Genomic DNA, 15,006 nt, shown 5'->3' on the forward strand with positions numbered 1-15,006 from the left:
GCCTTTCACACCGAGTGGATGGGGAGTGACTCTTTGAGAACCGGCGGCACGTCGACACCCATCGCGGACAACACCGCGGCGACCTTGCCGTCCAACTCTCTTCCGACAGCGGCAACTTCCGCACTATCGCCCAGACTGTCGAACAATGTGCTCGGCTGGTCGATGACCAAGACACCCTGGCCGTCGTCGTCCGCGTGTATCAACAGGCGCAGGGGCGCATAGAGCATTGCCGCGGGCTCATGCCGATACATGCGCTCGGCGATCGTGTGGTTGCCCGCAAGATACTCGATTCCTGGGCGGTCGGTTCCCGACGTGCGCATGTACGCCAGCACGTCGATCGAGGCGAAACGCATCAGTCCCAATGGCGCGACGGCGTCGCAAAGTGCGAGGTTGTCCTCCCAACTCTGCAGGGACTGGAACCGTTCCGGCTCAATGGGCGGCACGACGCGCTCGAAATCTGCAACAGCCTCTTCGTACGGTCGACCGAGCGGCAGGTGTAGCCGCCGTATCGAATGATCTGTGGTGGTTGCACTTCTCGTCACGATTGCTTTCCTCTCGGATTACCGTCGGATTACCGGCATCAACGAGGCGACCGTGTCTGCGGCCACCGAAAATCGGCCGCATGCCGGACGGCCGTCGACGTCGATTGCCCTGGCTATGCGGGTCTTTCGAAACCGACATTACAACTTCAATGAATGAAGTTCAAGAGCAGATCCGAAGGTCGAGGTGCGGTGAGGCATGGGCATGGCGGCTCTAGATGCACACCACGGCGTCAAGCGACTTCAGTAAGGGGCTCGAGCATCCGGTGCGGGCGCGTCAACAGCCTGCTGACCCGATCGTCGCGGCCGGCGGCCTTTGGTTCCGATGCCCTGGGGTGCACCTCCAGATCGCGCGGCGAGGGAACCGTGCCGCAACGTCCACAGTTGCCCAACGGAGTGAGCTGGCCGCCGCATCCATAATGCACGATGGGTCGACGCAGTTCCTCCGTCACGTAATACTCGTTGCCCCAGTGCATCATTGCCCACACGATGGGCCAGAGCTGTTCACCCTTCGGAGTCAGCAGATACTCGTCCCTGCCACTCGTGCCGATCGACGTCGCCAATATTTCGTGGTCGACGAGCAGCTTCAAACGCTCCGTCAGAACAGCAGATGGGATGTCCAGATGCGCGCGGAAGTCCGTGAACCGTTGAACACCGTAAAACGCATCACGGACGATCAGAAGGGTCCATCGCTCACCAACCACTTCGAGTGAACGTGCAACGGGACAGATCTCCTTGTCGTACTCGCGTCGTAGGGCCATATTGCGAGTGTACGTCAGATGTGATTCATTCATCGAACTATTGCCGAGCAGGGGCTGGTGTCGATTTGGGGACCCGTCGACCGGCGATGCAAGCGATCCGCTTAAACGCAACGACCGCACACCAATTGAGGCAGGATGTCCTCCTATGAGTACCAGGACGGTGCACACGTTCTGCCGATACTGCCTCGCGTCGTGCGGCATCGAGGTCACGGTCGACGGCAACACCGTCACGAAGATCTCGGCCGACAAGCAGAACCCACACACCTGGCGGGACTTCTGCGCCAAGGGCCGAACCGCCAACCAACTCGTCGAGCACCCCCGTCGCATCCTGGAGCCGATGCGTCGGGTCGGCGACACGTACGTCGAAGCCACGTGGGATGAGGCGATCGCTGACATCGCCACTCGAATGAACGCGGCGATCGACGTCGGCGGGCCCGACGCCGTCGGCGCCTACTACGGCAACCCCGCGGGCTTCTCGTCGTCCAACATCATCTTCTTCAACGGCTGGCTGGACGCGATCGGCACACACAGCCGCTACTCCGTCGGCTCGGTCGACCAGAACGCGATGCACGTCGTCGCGTCCGCGATGTATGGCTCGATGCTGATGGCGCCGGTGTCCGATATCGACAACTGCGACTACTTCCTGCTGGTGGGCACCAATCCCGCTGTCAGCGCATGGAATTGGCTGGAGACCGTTCCCGGCGGCTGGAAACGGGCGCTGGAGCGCAGGCGGCAGGGCGCGAAAATCGTCGTCGTCGATCCATTGCGCACCGAAACCGTCGAGAAGGCCGACGTGCACCTGGCGCTGCGGCCGGGACAAGATTGGGCGCTGTTGTTGGCGATGGTCAAAGTCGTGCTCGACGAGGGCTTGGAGCACAAGGAGGACTGTGCCGACCTCGCCACCGGCATCGGGGAACTGCGCACCTTGGTCGCGCAAGCGGATCTCGACGATCTCGCGTCGCGCTGCGACCTTCCTCGTGCCGATATCGAGCAGGTAGCAAGGGATTTCGCCACCGCGTCGCGGGCGATGGTCGTCACCCGAACGGGGGTATCGATGCATCTCGCGGGGACCATCGCCGAGTGGCTCGGGCACGTGCTCAACGTGATCACCGGGCGGATGGACCGACCGGGCGGCAGGCGCTTCGAGCCCGGCTACGTCGACGCCATCGGGTTGTCCGGCCGGATCAAAGCAAGACCGCACCACAGCAGGCTGCGCGGCCGTGAGATGGTCGCCGGCGCCCATGCACTCAGCGAATTGCCCGACGAGATAACAACTCCCGGCCCTGGCCAGATCCGCGCGATGGTGATCAACTGTGGCAATCCCGTGGTATCCGGGCCCGACGGGCGAAAGCTGGACGAGGCTTTCGCGCAGCTGGACCTGTTGGTGGCCATCGACTTCGTGCAGCGCGAAAGCCACCGGCACGCGCACTGGCTGTTGCCTGCCGTGCACTGGCTCGAACGCGACGACCTGCTTGCGTTCACCAGCAATATGCACGACGAGCCGTACCTGCAGTTCGGGCCGAAAGCCGTCGAACCGCCACCGGGTGCGCGTCAGGAGTGGCGGATCTTCACCGACCTCGCCATCGCGATGCGCAAACCTCTGTTCAATGCGAGGGGCGTCAACACCTTCATCAGGGCCAGCCGGCGGATCGCCCGCACAACGCGCAAGCCGCTTCTGGAGTTCGGTCCGCACTGGATCGACCGACTGGTGTTGGCGACCGGACGAAAGTTCAACGGCCGCAGGATCAAGTGGCGCGACGTGATGGCCCATCCACACGGATGGGTGCTGGGCCCACGGGAGTTCGGGCATTTCAGGGCGGCGTTGCGGACGGCCGACAAGAAGGTGCACGCCGCGCCGCCGGAGTTCGTCGAACGTGCGCGTGAGCTGCTCGCCGAGCCCCATCCGGTGGCGCCAGAGCGCTACCCGTTCCAATTGGCGGGCCGGCGCAGCCGCCACGCGATGAACTCATGGCTCAACGAGCTGCCGGGCCTGCATCCGTCGGGCAAGAGGAACGAGGTCGTCATTCACCCTGATGACGCCGCAGCGCTGGGTGTCGGCGACGGCGACCGGGTCCGGGTCTTCTCGCCGGTCGGCGAGATCGAGCTGCCCGCGACGATCAGCAAGCAGCCGCGCCACGGCGTTGTCGTCGTCGACCACGGCTGGGGCTCAAGGATTTTCGATCCACGCGGCGGCGCTACGGCGGAGTCGTTCGGCGCCAACCGCAACCTGCTCGTCGACGGCGGCCCTGTCGACCCCTTGTCGCAGACCTCGGCGCTGAGTTCGTCCTACGTCGGCGTCGAACGCGTTGGCCGACTCAGACCTGAGGCCCCTCTGACCTGAGGTCGTCGACGTTGCGCATCGCGTCGCGCAGCTTGGTCAGCCACTCGTCGGTGTGCTCGCCGACCAGCTTGACCGACCAGGCCAAGGCATCGGAACGGGATCGCGCAACCCCTGCGTCGACAAGGGTGTCGAGTACCTGGCGCTCCGACTGCCGCAGGCGCGTCATCACCGGGACCGCGATGTGGGTGAACAGGATTCGCTCGGCCGCGTCGCCACTACCAACCTCGACGCCCCACGACACCTTGCGGCCGTATTTTTCCTGCGCCTCGTCGGCGATCCGCATCCGCTCCGACCGGGTTTCCTCGCGGAACCGGGATGCGCGGCCCGATGCGCGGGCTTCGCTCTCTTGCGCCTCGGGTTCGGCAAGCCGGCCGATGACGGTGATCTCCTCGCGGTCGACCACCACGGTGGGGTCGCCGTCGAACCAATCGGGCAGGCGTCCTGCGAACCATTCGGCCGCGTCGCCTGCGTCTGGCTGATTGGCCTGCTGCCAGCCGCCTGGGCGGCCTGACCGTCGACCATGTGTGTGATGTGCTCTCATGATTACATGATTACACCGTTACACGCCTGCTGAGACGGCTTTCTCCCACGGCGAAACAATCAGAGCTCGCCGGCGGGCTAGCTGCGCTTCATCAGGACCGCGGCTCCCCCGCCGACCACCATGCCGACCAGCAGCAGTGCGGCCCAGCCCGCGCCGAACAACCACCACACGGCGGCCAGCGCCACGATCGCGGGCGATGCCGCGAACAGCACCATGCCGGGGTGCTGCTTGATGACCGAGACGGCGCTCTGCGCTCGTACCCGGTCGATTTCTTTTGCCATGCAATAAGGATGCCAGCGTTGCGACGACCACGGCATAGTGTCGGGAAACCCTGAAGCACAAAGGAGTGAACCGTGACTGGACCTGGAGCTGGCAGTTGGCAACCGGACCCCGAAGGCCGCTACGAGTACCGCTGGTGGGACGGGCAGCGCTGGACGGATCAGGTTTCGCAGCGCGGTCAGGTGAGCCGCGTTCCGATGGGCAGCGCACCTGGGCCCGGCGGCGGTCAACCGCAGGGCGGCGGGGAACCGCACGGCGGCGGCCAACCCCAGGGCGGCGGCCAACATGGCGGGCAGCCGCAGGCCCAGGTCCAACAGGGCGGTCCGGCTGCCGGTGGCCAGGCGCCGCAGGGAGACGGCTTCGCGGGCATCACCGGCGATCTCGTCGACGGGCGGTTCAGCGAGAAAGAGGCCAAGCCGATCGCCAACCAGAACTCCAAGCTGCTGCGCGTGCGGCTTGGCGAACCGTTCATGGCACGGCAGGGCTCGATGGTCGCCTACCAGGGCAACGTGGACTTCTCCTTCGAGGGCGGTGGCGCGTCGAAGTTCATCAAGAAGGCGCTTACCGGTGAGGGCTTGCCGTTGATGCGGTGCCAGGGCCAGGGTGACGTCTTTCTCGCCGAGCGCGCCTACGACGTCCATCTGCTCAACATCAACAACTCCGGGCTTTCGATCAGCGGCAAGAACGTGCTGGCGTTCTCCTCGAGCCTCGACTGGAACATCGAGCGGGTGAAGGGCGGCAGCATGGCGACGGGCGGGTTGTTCAACACGACGCTTCGCGGCACCGGCTGGGTGGCGTTGACGACCGACGGCCCGCCGGTGGTGCTGAACGCCGCCGAGGCACCGACGTTTGCCGACACCAACGCTGTCGTCGCGTGGTCAGCGCACCTGCAGACGCAACTGAAGACGAGCTTCAAGGCGGGTGCGCTGATCGGTCGCGGGTCTGGCGAGGCGGTCCAGGTGTCGTTCTACGGGCAGGGTTTCGTGATCGTGCAACCGTCGGAAGGGGTGCAGATCACGGCGACCGGGTAGGCCGGGTCACAGCTCGAGCGCAACGGTCACCGGGCCGTCGTTGACGAGCTCGACCTCCATATGCGCGCCGAACACGCCATTCTCGACATGTGCGCCCAACCCGCGCAAGGCGTCGGCGAATGCGATCACCAGGGGTTCGGCGACGGCGCCCGGTGCGGCGGCGTTCCACGTCGGGCGCCTGCCCTTGGTGGTGTTGGCGTACAAGGTGAACTGGCTGACGACCAGGATCGGTGCGTTGACGTCGGCAGCCGACTTCTCGTCGTCGAGAATCCGCAATTGCCACAGCTTTTCGGCCAACCGCTGAGCCTTGTTCACGTCGTCGTCGTGCGTGACGCCGACAAGCGCGAGCAACCCCTGGGCGTCCGGTTCGATGGCGCCGACGACGACACCGTCGACCTTCACAGACGCCGACGTGACCCGCTGAACGAGGATGCGCACGGCGACGACGCTACAGCGTCGCGAGGATGCCCTTCATGGTGTCGATCTCCTGCTGCTGCGTCTTCACGATCGTCCGCGACAGTTCGATCGCCGGCGCGAACCGGCCGTCGTTGATTTCGTTCTGCGCCATATCGATTGCACCCTGATGGTGGGTGATCATGCCGGTCAGAAACAGCCTGCTCGCCTCGACTCCTGCGGCGTTCTTCAGCGCCGTCATGTCCTCGCCGGACATCATGCCCATCATCCCGCCGGACATTCCCGACATGTCGCCCATGTCGTGACCGTCCTGCCCCTCGCCCGGAGTCATCGCGGGCATCGGCGGATTGCCCCACTGGGACAACCAGCTCCGCATCTGCTCGATCTCGGGACCCTGGGCGGCCTTGATCTGTTTGGCCAGATCGGTGACACGAGGGTCGATGCCCTGCTTGCCGAACACGATGTCGCTCATCTCGATCGCCTGCTGGTGATGCGGAATCATGTGCTGAGCGAACATTGCGTCCGCCTGGTTGTGGTCCTGGCCGGCGGGCGCCGAGGTCGCCGAAGGTGTCCCGGGGGCCTGCTGGCCCGCCTGCTCGTTGCCGCCGTTTCCGCTGCTACAGCCCGCTGAGACCACAAGCGCCACGATGGCGCCCGCACCGATCAGCATCGATCGGCTCCACATCATTTTCGTCATGTGTTCGTCGTCCTCTCGTTTCCTTTACCTATACCCCCTATGGGTATAGGGTGGCAAGTATGACGCCCCCCGTCGACACCACCGATCGGCATCGAGTCACGCTGGCCCTTGGCGGCATGTCGTGCGCATCGTGCGCGGGCCGCATCGAGAAGCGGCTCAACCAGGTCGATGGCGTCGTCGCAACCGTCAACTTCGCCACCGAAAAGGCCACGGTCGACTACCCGGCAGGCGTCACGGCGGAAGACCTGGTGGCCGCCGTCGAAGAAACCGGTTACACCGCAACGCTACCCGCGAGCGAGGAGCAGTCCGCGTCCCCAGACGACTCCGGCGCGACCACGTCGTGGCGGCGACGGCTGCTCATCTCGGCAGCGCTGACCGTACCGGTGGTGCTGCTGTCGATGGTGCCCGTGCTGCAGTTCGACTACTGGCAGTGGCTAGTCGCAGGCCTTGCCACCCCGGTCGTGCTGTGGGGCGCATGGCCTTTCCATCGGGCCGCGCTCGCCAACCTGCGCCACCGCGCCGCGACGATGGACACGCTCATCTCGGTCGGCGTGGCCGCCGCCTACCTCTGGTCGCTATGGGCGCTGCTCTTCACCCATGCGGGCGCGCCAGGCATGAAGATGACGCTGAGCCTCTTTGCGAACAACGACGGCGCACCGCATCTCTATCTAGAAGTCGCCGCGGCCGTCACCACCTTCATCCTGGCCGGGCGCTACTTCGAGTCGCGCGCCAAACGGCAGTCCGGCGCTGCGCTGCGGGCCCTGCTCGACATGGGCGCAAAGGATGTCGCTGTCCTGCGTGGCGGATCGACCGAAACCCGCATTCCCACAGACCAACTCGCCGTCGACGACGTCTTCGTCGCACGCCCCGGCGAGAAGATCGCCACCGACGGCGTCGTGGTTTCTGGCACGTCGGCCGTCGACGCGTCGATGTTGACCGGAGAACCCGTGCCCGTCGAGGTCGGTCCCGGCGACCACGTCGTCGGCGCGACAGTCAACGTCGGAGGACGCCTCGAGGTCCGCGCGACCCGCGTCGGCTCCGACACCCAACTCGCCCAGATCGCCCGACTTGTCACCGAAGCCCAGAGCGGCAAGGCCGAGGTGGCGCGGTTGGCCGATCGAATCTCTGCGGTCTTCGTTCCCATCGTGATCGCGCTTTCCCTGCTGACTCTTGCCGCCTGGTTGCTCATCGGCGCACCGGCCTCCGCCGCATTCACCGCCGCCGTCGCCGTCCTGATCATCGCGTGCCCGTGCGCACTCGGGCTGGCCACCCCGACCGCCCTGCTGGTGGGAACCGGACGCGGCGCGCAGTTGGGCATTCTGATCAAGGGTCCGCAGGTGCTGGAATCGACGCGACGAGTCGACACCGTCGTGCTCGACAAGACCGGCACGGTGACCACCGGACAGATGACCGTCACGTCCGTGTATACGGTCGACGAGGCTGACGGCCCCGAAATGCTGTGGCTCGCAGGCGCTCTCGAGCACGCGTCGGAACACCCGATCGCACGAGCCGTCGCAACGCGCGCCGCCGATGCGGGCCCGCTGCCGCCGGTGATCGGCTTCGAAAACCACGGCGGCAGAGGTGTCACGGGTGTCGTCGAGGACCGCGAACTCGCCGCCGGACGATACAGCTGGCTGCACGGCGAGAGGGCCCTCGACGCGCCCGACGCACTTCGCTCCGCCGCTGACACGGCCGAGGCCGACGGAAAGACCGCGGTGTGGTTCGCGGTGGACGGCCAGATCCGCGCGGTCATCGTCGTCTCCGACACCGTCAAGGAGACGTCGCCCGCCGCCATCGCCGAACTGCGCGACCTCGGATTGACGCCTGTGCTACTGACCGGCGACAACCGGCGCGCCGCCAACGCAGTGGCGCGGCAACTCGGAATCGACGACGTGATCGCCGAGGTGCTACCCGCCGAAAAGGTGGACCAGATCAAGAGGTTGCAGAGCGAACACAAGGTGGTCGCGATGGTCGGTGACGGCGTCAACGACGCCGCCGCGCTGGCTCAGGCCGACCTCGGCCTGGCGATGGGCACCGGCACCGACGTCGCGATCGCGGCGTCTGATCTGACGCTGGTGCGTGGCGATCTGCGCGCAGCGGCGGACGCCATCCGGCTGTCGCGCGCCACCCTGCGCACGATCAAGGGCAATCTGTTCTGGGCGTTCGCGTACAACGTCGCCGCGCTGCCGCTTGCCGCGCTCGGCCTGCTCAACCCGCTGATCGCCGGTGCCGCAATGGCTTTCAGCTCGGTGTTCGTCGTGACGAACAGCCTGCGGCTGCGTCGATTCGCCCCGTCGCGCTAGGACGAGCGCGACGTCAAACAGCCTGCTTTGTGATCAGCCTGCAACACGCGCACAGGTCCATGCCGAGGGCGGGATAGCCACACGCAGGACAGATGGATGAGACGGTGAGCAAGTCCGATGCCGAAGTCATCGGGATATCCGGATCCCGATGCGCGCTGGCGCCTAATACATCCATTTTCCGGCCCTTTCCCCCTGACCGTGAGCGGGTTACCCCTTGATCTTGTTTATTAACACTTCTGTCAAGGTATTTCCCTAAAACACACCGGAAAATCGGGTGCGACGGGGCGCTTGATTCGGAAGTGACTCAGGTGAGCTGCGATACCGGCCGCCCGACGCGGAACAGCGTGATGTCGCCGCTGACACCCCTGAGCTGCCGTGGACCGATTGACGACCACGTGAAGTCACCAGCCGTGCCGACGGCGTCCCTTGTCGACGCCGTGGCAAGCACGACACCTGGACCCGCCACCGTGGTGACCCGGCTCGCCACGTTGACCGGGCTGCCGAACCAGTCCCCCGCCCGGCTGACGGCACAGCCCGACGCGATGCCGATCCGCAAGGGCGGCAGGTCGTTTGCGGCAGCCGCATCGGCGAGGTCGAGAACCACATCGACGAGCGGTACCGGTTCGAAGCTGATCAGCATCACCGCGTCGCCGATCGATTTCACGAACCGCACCGGCACCGACGACACGTCATGGGCGAGTTCGGCCAGCCGATTGGCGACGCGTTCGAGATCTTCTGGCGGAAGCTGCTCGCCCAGCATCGTGAAGCCCGTGAGATCGGCGAAGCACACCGTGACCGGTCGAGCGCCGGGAAGTATTCCCGCGGCGCGCTCGGCTGCGGTCACGGCTTCTATCGCGAACGACCGCCGAAGCTCGAGCCGCAGCAGAGCCTCCATCATCGGCCCGAACGACGGCGCCGCTCGCAGCGCGAGTGCCTCTATCGCCTCGGCGACCTCGATCTCGGTGGCGCCGGGCCTCAAGATCGCCTTCAGCGCCGCTTCCCGCATGACCGCGGCCGTATGCCCGAGGCTTTCGGACATCACGCGCAGGACCGCGATCACTTCGTCGGGATCGATGCCGAGGTCCAGAATGATCCTCGCCTGCACGGCGGCCTCACCATCGGCAAGCAACAGGTTCGCGGCGTCGGGATCGTCGATGCGAGGCAGGCCGATTGCGCGATGGATCCGCTGCAGGAACGCCAGATCGACGCCGGCTGACCGACATATCTCGCGCGCGGACACGCACGTGCCGTCGTCGCCGATCACCCGGCTGCTGGCCAGGTTCAGCGGTGCGCCGACCGAACCGCGAATGTGATCGAGTTCGAAGCCGCGGTCCAGCAGCCAGTTGATCAGGTCGACGCGCTCCTGGCGCGCCTGGCCCTCGAGGCCGACAAGCAGGCCCAACGCCTCGAAGTCGGCATCCGCCGCCATGTCGTCAACCTACTATTCCGCACCGGCCGTGCGGGCCCGAAACAACTTCACCTCGCCCTTGATGCCCTTGACATGCCGCGCGCCGGCAAAAGACCAGCTGAAGTCGTCGGACTCGCCGATGAGGTCGCGTGCCGACTCGGCGACCAGGACCGTCCCAGGACGGGCCACCGCGGTCACCCGGCTGGCAAGGTTCACCGGGCTGCCGAACCAGTCGCCGGCCCGGCGCACCGCGCTGCCCGCAGCCAGCCCGACGCGCAACGGCGGCATGTCTTCCTTCTCCGCGGCGTCCAACAGCTCGAGTGCGGCACGCAGCAACGCAGCCGCGTCGGTGCTGACGAACATCACCGCGTCGCCGATCGTCTTGATGAAACCGACGGGCGGCGACGCGACGTCGCGGGCAAGGCCGGTCAAGCGGTTGGCGAGGTTCTCCAACTCCTCCGGCGGCACCGCTTCGCCCAACCGGGTGAAGTCGACGAGATCGGCGAAGCACACGGTGACGTCACGCGCCCCTGGCAGCTTCCCGGCCGCCCGCTCAGCGACACTGACCGCCTCGGTCTCCAAGCCGTGCCGAAGCTGCAACCGCAGCACGCCCTCGGCCAGCGGTCCGAGCAGCGGCGAGGCTCGCTGAACCAGTTCGCCATAGGCCTTGGCGATCTCCAGTTCCGTCGCGCCCGGTTCGATCACCGTTTCCAGCACCACTTGGCGCATCACCTCGGCGGCCTGTGCCATCCCGTGCCCGAGCACGCGCGCCACCGCGATCAGCTGCTCGCGGGTGAATCCCACCTCGACGAACATCCGTGCCTGCGCCGCGGCCTCCGCGTCGGCCCGAAGGTGAACCGGCGCGTCGGGATCATCGACCCGCGGGAGGCCGAACGCCCGCTGCATCGCCTCGAGCAGTTCGAGGTCGATGCCGGTGTCCTCGCAGATCTGTCGCGATGACACGTACACGCCGTCATCACCGACGACGCGGCCCGCGGGCATCAGCATCGGCGCGAACTCAGAGCGAATGTGTTCGACGGTGAAGCCCTCGGCGAGCAGCCACTCGATCAGCTCGGCCCGTTCGGCGCGCGCCACCCCCTCGAGACCGTCGAGCAGGCCGGCCTCCTCGATGGCGTCGATATCGGTGTCGTCGGCCACCGCCTCAACGTATACCTGTACCCATGTCGGGACCGTTGCTGGAGGGTCTGCCGCCGATCGTCGATGACGATGCGCGGATCCTCATTCTCGGCAACATGCCAAGCGTGATGTCGCTGGCCGCGCAGGAGTATTACGGCAACCCGCGCAACGCCTTCTGGCGCATCGCAGCCGACATCGTCGGGTTCGATCCGTCGTCCGCTTACGCCGACCGGACCGTGGCGCTGCGCGGCAGCGGCGTCGCGGTGTGGGATGTGCTGCAGATGTGCCGCCGTGTTGGCAGCCTCGATTCGGCGATCGAACCGGACAGTATGGTGGCCAACGACTTCGGCTCGTTCTTCGACGCGCATCCCACGATCGATCGGGTGTTTTTCAACGGCGCGGCCGCGGAGAAGAACTTCATTCGCCTCGCAGGCGTCGACCGGCCCCTGCGCTACCGTCGGCTGCCGTCCACGAGCCCGGCGCAGACAATGCGCTATGAAGACAAACTGCGGGCGTGGCGAGAAGCGCTGGCCGGTTAGGACTCTGGCGGCCTGCGCTGCGCCCACGGCCGCGCCTTCTCGATCTGCGCGGCGAGCGACAACAGGGTGGCCTCGTCGAATGGCCTGCCGACTATCTGAATTGACGTCGGCAGGCCATCCTCGTCGAGTCCCCACGGCACGACCGCGGCAGGCTGACCCGTTGCGTTGAACATCGCCTGGAACGGCACCCGCTGCGCGACGAGCGCCAGCGTCGCCACCGCACCGCGACGCTGATAGGCACCGATACGCGACGGCCCGCTGGCCGTTCCCGGCGTGATGAGCACGTCGACGTCGTCGAAGATCGACAGAACCCGTTGGGCCAGTTCGGTTTCCGCTCGGCGGATGGCGACCATCCGGTGATCTGAGATCAGCCCGCCGATGCGGGCGAACGCGCGGGTGCGCTTCTCGAGACGCTCCTTGCGCGGCAGCGTCTGAACATCGTCGTACGCGCCGCGGAAGTAGCGCGGCATCAGCTGGCCGTAGACCGCGCCGACCGGATAGTCGGGATCACGTGTCACCACCTGGTGCCCGAGGTCCCGCAACAGTTTCCCTGCGTCATCTACGGCCGCCCGCTGCGCTCTGCCGACCCGCGCGGTCAGAGTTGGGGGAACCTTGGTGCTCAACGCGATTCGCAGCCGCCCGGGTGCACGGGCCGCCGCGGCGACGAAACTGCCCTCCGGCGCGGGCGTCGTCGAGGTCACGTCCAGGAACAGGGCGGCGTCCTCCACGGTCCTGGCCAACGGACCGTTGACGGAGAGGCCGTTCCACGCGCCGTCGTGCGGTGCGAGCGGAACCCGGTCGCGCTGCGGCTTGATCCCGAACAGCCCGCACCACGTCGACGGGATCCGGATCGACCCCATTCCGTCGGAGCCCAATGCCATCGGCGCCAGGCCCGCTGCGACCGCGGCGCCGCTGCCGCCGCTGCTGCCTCCCGGTGTGCGGTTGGTGTCCCACGGGTTCCGCGTCGCGCCGAACGTGAGGGTCTCGGTGAACGACCACAGCATCATCTCGGGCACGTTCGTCTTCCCGACGATTACCGCGCCCGCCGCGCGCAGCCTGCGCACCACCTCGGCGTCGTCGGCCTTGACGGGTCCGTATGCGTCGGTGCCGTAGGTCGTCACCTCGCCTGCGACGTCGACGTCGTCCTTGATCGCGATCGGCACGCCGAGCAGCGGCGACCGCTCACCGGCGTCGAGGCGGGCCTGGGCGGCGGCCGCCTCCCGGCGCGCGGAGTCGGCGAGCACGACGCGGTATGCCCGCAGTTGCGGATCCAGCCGGGCGATGCGATCCAGGTACAGGTCGAGCAGCGCGGGGGCGGTGACGGTGCCCGCGGCGAGCAGGCGCGCCTGTTCGGCGGCACCGGCGAACGCGAGGTCGGTGGGGTCCACCCGCGGCAGCGTAGCGCTCTAGCGACCGTTGGCGTCGGCGTATTCACCGGGTGTACTGCCCAGCATCGACCGGAAGTCGTTGATGAAATGCGCCTGGTCGTACCAGCCGAGGCGGACCGCCAGGTCGGCGAAGTCGACATCAGGGTCGCGCTCGATCTCCAAGGCCGCCTGCTGTAGCCGGTAGCGGCACAACACCCATTTCACCGGCACGCCGACATAGCGCCGGAACACCCGCTGGGTGGTGCGGGCGCTCCACGGCGACAGCCGCATCACCTGCTCCACCCGGTGCAGGCGATCGTCGTCGCGGATCCGCTCCACAAGCGCCGACAGCGAGGTATACGTCGGATCCGTGTCGTGCGCGCCCGACGCGATCGCGTCGTCCAGACCCGCAGCCGCCGACTCGACGTCATCGTCCAGAGTTATCGGCGCGCCGAACAAATCGGCGTCCACGGGCTCGACCCGTCCGGTCAGCGCGGCGGCGTCACGGCCGAAACGCGCGGTGAAACCGCCGGGTCGGAACCGGGCGCCAACGACGGTGCCGCGCTCGCCGATCGTGGTACGAAACACCCGGTCGACAACGCCGTGCACAAGCGTGTTCGGCAGCGCGAACCCGTGCCGCGGGGTGTCGCTGCCCCATTCGTGGGTGACGTGCAGCGACGGAAACGTGATCACCGTGTTGGTCAGCGGCTCTCGACCGCGCAGGTCCCAGTCCACCGACCAGAAGTGCTCGACGAAGCGGCCCGCCGACTCCGACGGCGCCCACCGGTCGAGGTCGAACAACGGGGCCGACGCGGCGCGGCCGACCACCCCGCGCAACGGTGCGTCCAGCGGCTTCTCATCCCCGGCGGCCACGCCGTCCAGGTTACGAAGCGCGCCGACCGGTCGGGCAAACCGATGACCCGAACGGTCGCCTGCCCTAACCTCTATCCCTATGTCATTCGCACCCTCTGTGATCGGGCCGTCCTCGCTGGCCGCGGCGACGCTGATCGCCGCCGCCCTGGTCGCCGCTCCCCTCGGCAACGCAGCCGTCGACTGCCCCTCCGGCTGGGAGTTCGGGCCGTCGTTGAAGCTGCTGCAGAGCGACGGTTGGAAGGTGACGGTGGCGACCGCAGGCCGCAGCGTTGGCGGAGCGGCGGTCGCCATCCCGCCCAACCAGGGCGCGCTGTGGCGTGGCACCGGTGAGGGCGGCAGCGACGGCATGACCGTCGCCTTCGGCGTCGGCTTCGACAATGGAAAGGTCCTGCATTACACCGGCGTGATCGACCAGGCCACCGGATCGCTGACCGGTGAGCGGCCCGACGGTGTGACCTGGCAGAGCACCGGGACCATGCGGTGCATCGCCGGAGCGGACGCGCTGCCGCCGGCTTAGCCCAGCTGAACGCACAAAAAAGAGGGCACCCGTTTCCGGATGCCCTCTTCGGGTGTTGTCAGCGACTCTGCTGAACGGTCGTGTCGACCTGCGGGACATTCACCTGCTGCTGGATCTCATGAATCCAGTCGTGGTGGACGACGTCAGCCTGGGCCGGTGCGGCGAAGCCGAGGATTGCGGCCGCCAGGCCGGTGGCGGCGAAACCGGCGATTCCTGCGAATCCGAACTTCTTCATTTCAGTGCCTTCTTTTCTATCTCC

At 66.8% G+C, this 15,006-nt stretch carries 16 protein-coding genes; 5 read left to right on the forward strand and 11 right to left on the reverse strand.

Annotated elements, in window-relative coordinates; all coding sequences use genetic code 11:
* Positions 1-5: 5 nt before the first annotated feature.
* Positions 6-542 (reverse strand): DUF302 domain-containing protein, encoded by a 537-nt coding sequence (locus tag D6M19_RS27805; protein ID WP_164478724.1) that lies wholly within the window; start codon positions 540-542, stop codon positions 6-8.
* 230 nt (positions 543-772) lie between these two features.
* Positions 773-1,300: a winged helix-turn-helix transcriptional regulator gene (locus tag D6M19_RS27815; protein ID WP_123028510.1), complete on the reverse strand. Its 528-nt coding sequence runs from the start codon at positions 1,298-1,300 to the stop codon at positions 773-775.
* A 145-nt stretch (positions 1,301-1,445) separates the two neighbouring features.
* Here D6M19_RS27815 and D6M19_RS27820 point away from each other — a divergent pair, with 145 nt between their 5' ends.
* On the forward strand, positions 1,446-3,641 hold the full coding sequence (locus D6M19_RS27820; RefSeq protein WP_123028511.1) for a molybdopterin-containing oxidoreductase family protein: 2,196 nt from the start codon (positions 1,446-1,448) through the stop codon (positions 3,639-3,641).
* On the opposite strand, the gene D6M19_RS27825 is transcribed toward D6M19_RS27820, so the two are convergent.
* On the reverse strand, positions 3,616-4,182 hold the full coding sequence (locus D6M19_RS27825) for an ATP-binding transcription factor AbmR (protein WP_123028512.1): 567 nt from the start codon (positions 4,180-4,182) through the stop codon (positions 3,616-3,618). The genes D6M19_RS27820 and D6M19_RS27825 overlap by 26 nt on opposite strands.
* Positions 4,183-4,259: 77 nt before the next feature.
* The gene (locus D6M19_RS27830) at positions 4,260-4,463 is read right to left on the reverse strand and encodes a hypothetical protein (protein WP_123028513.1); all 204 of its coding nucleotides are present in this window, start codon (positions 4,461-4,463) and stop codon (positions 4,260-4,262) included.
* Between the two features lie 72 nt (positions 4,464-4,535).
* Here D6M19_RS27830 and D6M19_RS27835 point away from each other — a divergent pair, with 72 nt between their 5' ends.
* Positions 4,536-5,492, forward strand: coding sequence for an AIM24 family protein (locus D6M19_RS27835; RefSeq protein WP_123028514.1), 957 nt, complete (start codon positions 4,536-4,538; stop codon positions 5,490-5,492).
* A gap of 6 nt (positions 5,493-5,498) precedes the next feature.
* Here D6M19_RS27835 and dtd read toward each other — a convergent pair whose 3' ends face one another.
* Together dtd and D6M19_RS27845 are read right to left on the reverse strand one after the other, a co-directional pair.
* Positions 5,499-5,930, reverse strand: a complete 432-nt coding sequence (gene dtd / locus D6M19_RS27840; RefSeq protein ID WP_123028515.1) for a D-aminoacyl-tRNA deacylase — start codon at positions 5,928-5,930, stop codon at positions 5,499-5,501.
* A gap of 10 nt (positions 5,931-5,940) precedes the next feature.
* The gene (locus tag D6M19_RS27845; protein WP_123028547.1) at positions 5,941-6,591 is read right to left on the reverse strand and encodes a DUF305 domain-containing protein; all 651 of its coding nucleotides are present in this window, start codon (positions 6,589-6,591) and stop codon (positions 5,941-5,943) included.
* A gap of 71 nt (positions 6,592-6,662) precedes the next feature.
* On the opposite strand from D6M19_RS27845, the gene D6M19_RS27850 reads away from it, so the two are divergent.
* On the forward strand, positions 6,663-8,906 hold the full coding sequence (locus D6M19_RS27850; protein ID WP_123028516.1) for a heavy metal translocating P-type ATPase: 2,244 nt from the start codon (positions 6,663-6,665) through the stop codon (positions 8,904-8,906).
* Positions 8,907-9,210: 304 nt separating this feature from the next.
* Here D6M19_RS27850 and D6M19_RS27855 read toward each other — a convergent pair whose 3' ends face one another.
* Positions 9,211-10,335: an adenylate/guanylate cyclase domain-containing protein gene (locus tag D6M19_RS27855; protein ID WP_123028517.1), complete on the reverse strand. Its 1,125-nt coding sequence runs from the start codon at positions 10,333-10,335 to the stop codon at positions 9,211-9,213.
* Between the two features lie 12 nt (positions 10,336-10,347).
* Positions 10,348-11,472 (reverse strand): adenylate/guanylate cyclase domain-containing protein, encoded by a 1,125-nt coding sequence (locus D6M19_RS27860; protein WP_123028518.1) that lies wholly within the window; start codon positions 11,470-11,472, stop codon positions 10,348-10,350.
* Positions 11,473-11,495: 23 nt separating this feature from the next.
* Between D6M19_RS27860 and D6M19_RS27865 the strand changes: the two genes are divergently transcribed.
* A complete protein-coding gene (locus D6M19_RS27865) occupies positions 11,496-11,990 on the forward strand; it encodes a DNA-deoxyinosine glycosylase (RefSeq protein ID WP_123028519.1) in 495 nt (164 codons plus the stop codon).
* Here D6M19_RS27865 and D6M19_RS27870 read toward each other — a convergent pair.
* Together D6M19_RS27870 and D6M19_RS27875 are read right to left on the reverse strand one after the other, a co-directional pair.
* Entirely contained in the window at positions 11,987-13,378 is a 1,392-nt protein-coding gene (locus tag D6M19_RS27870) for an amidase (protein ID WP_123028520.1), read from the reverse strand. The genes D6M19_RS27865 and D6M19_RS27870 overlap by 4 nt on opposite strands.
* Before the next feature lie 18 nt (positions 13,379-13,396).
* Positions 13,397-14,185, reverse strand: a complete 789-nt coding sequence (locus D6M19_RS27875) for a helix-turn-helix domain-containing protein (protein WP_234835085.1) — start codon at positions 14,183-14,185, stop codon at positions 13,397-13,399.
* Positions 14,186-14,309: 124 nt separating this feature from the next.
* Here D6M19_RS27875 and D6M19_RS34985 point away from each other — a divergent pair, with 124 nt between their 5' ends.
* Complete coding sequence (locus tag D6M19_RS34985; protein WP_234835082.1) at positions 14,310-14,747, forward strand: hypothetical protein; 438 nt, start codon at positions 14,310-14,312, stop codon at positions 14,745-14,747.
* A gap of 58 nt (positions 14,748-14,805) precedes the next feature.
* Here the strand turns inward: D6M19_RS34985 and D6M19_RS27885 are convergent, their stop codons facing one another.
* Entirely contained in the window at positions 14,806-14,982 is a 177-nt protein-coding gene (locus D6M19_RS27885; protein WP_123028523.1) for a hypothetical protein, read from the reverse strand.
* Between the last annotated feature and the right edge of the window lie 24 nt (positions 14,983-15,006).

This window comes from Mycolicibacterium stellerae (genome assembly GCF_003719305.1).
In the GTDB taxonomy this organism is placed as follows: Bacteria; Actinomycetota; Actinomycetes; order Mycobacteriales; family Mycobacteriaceae; genus Mycobacterium; species Mycobacterium stellerae.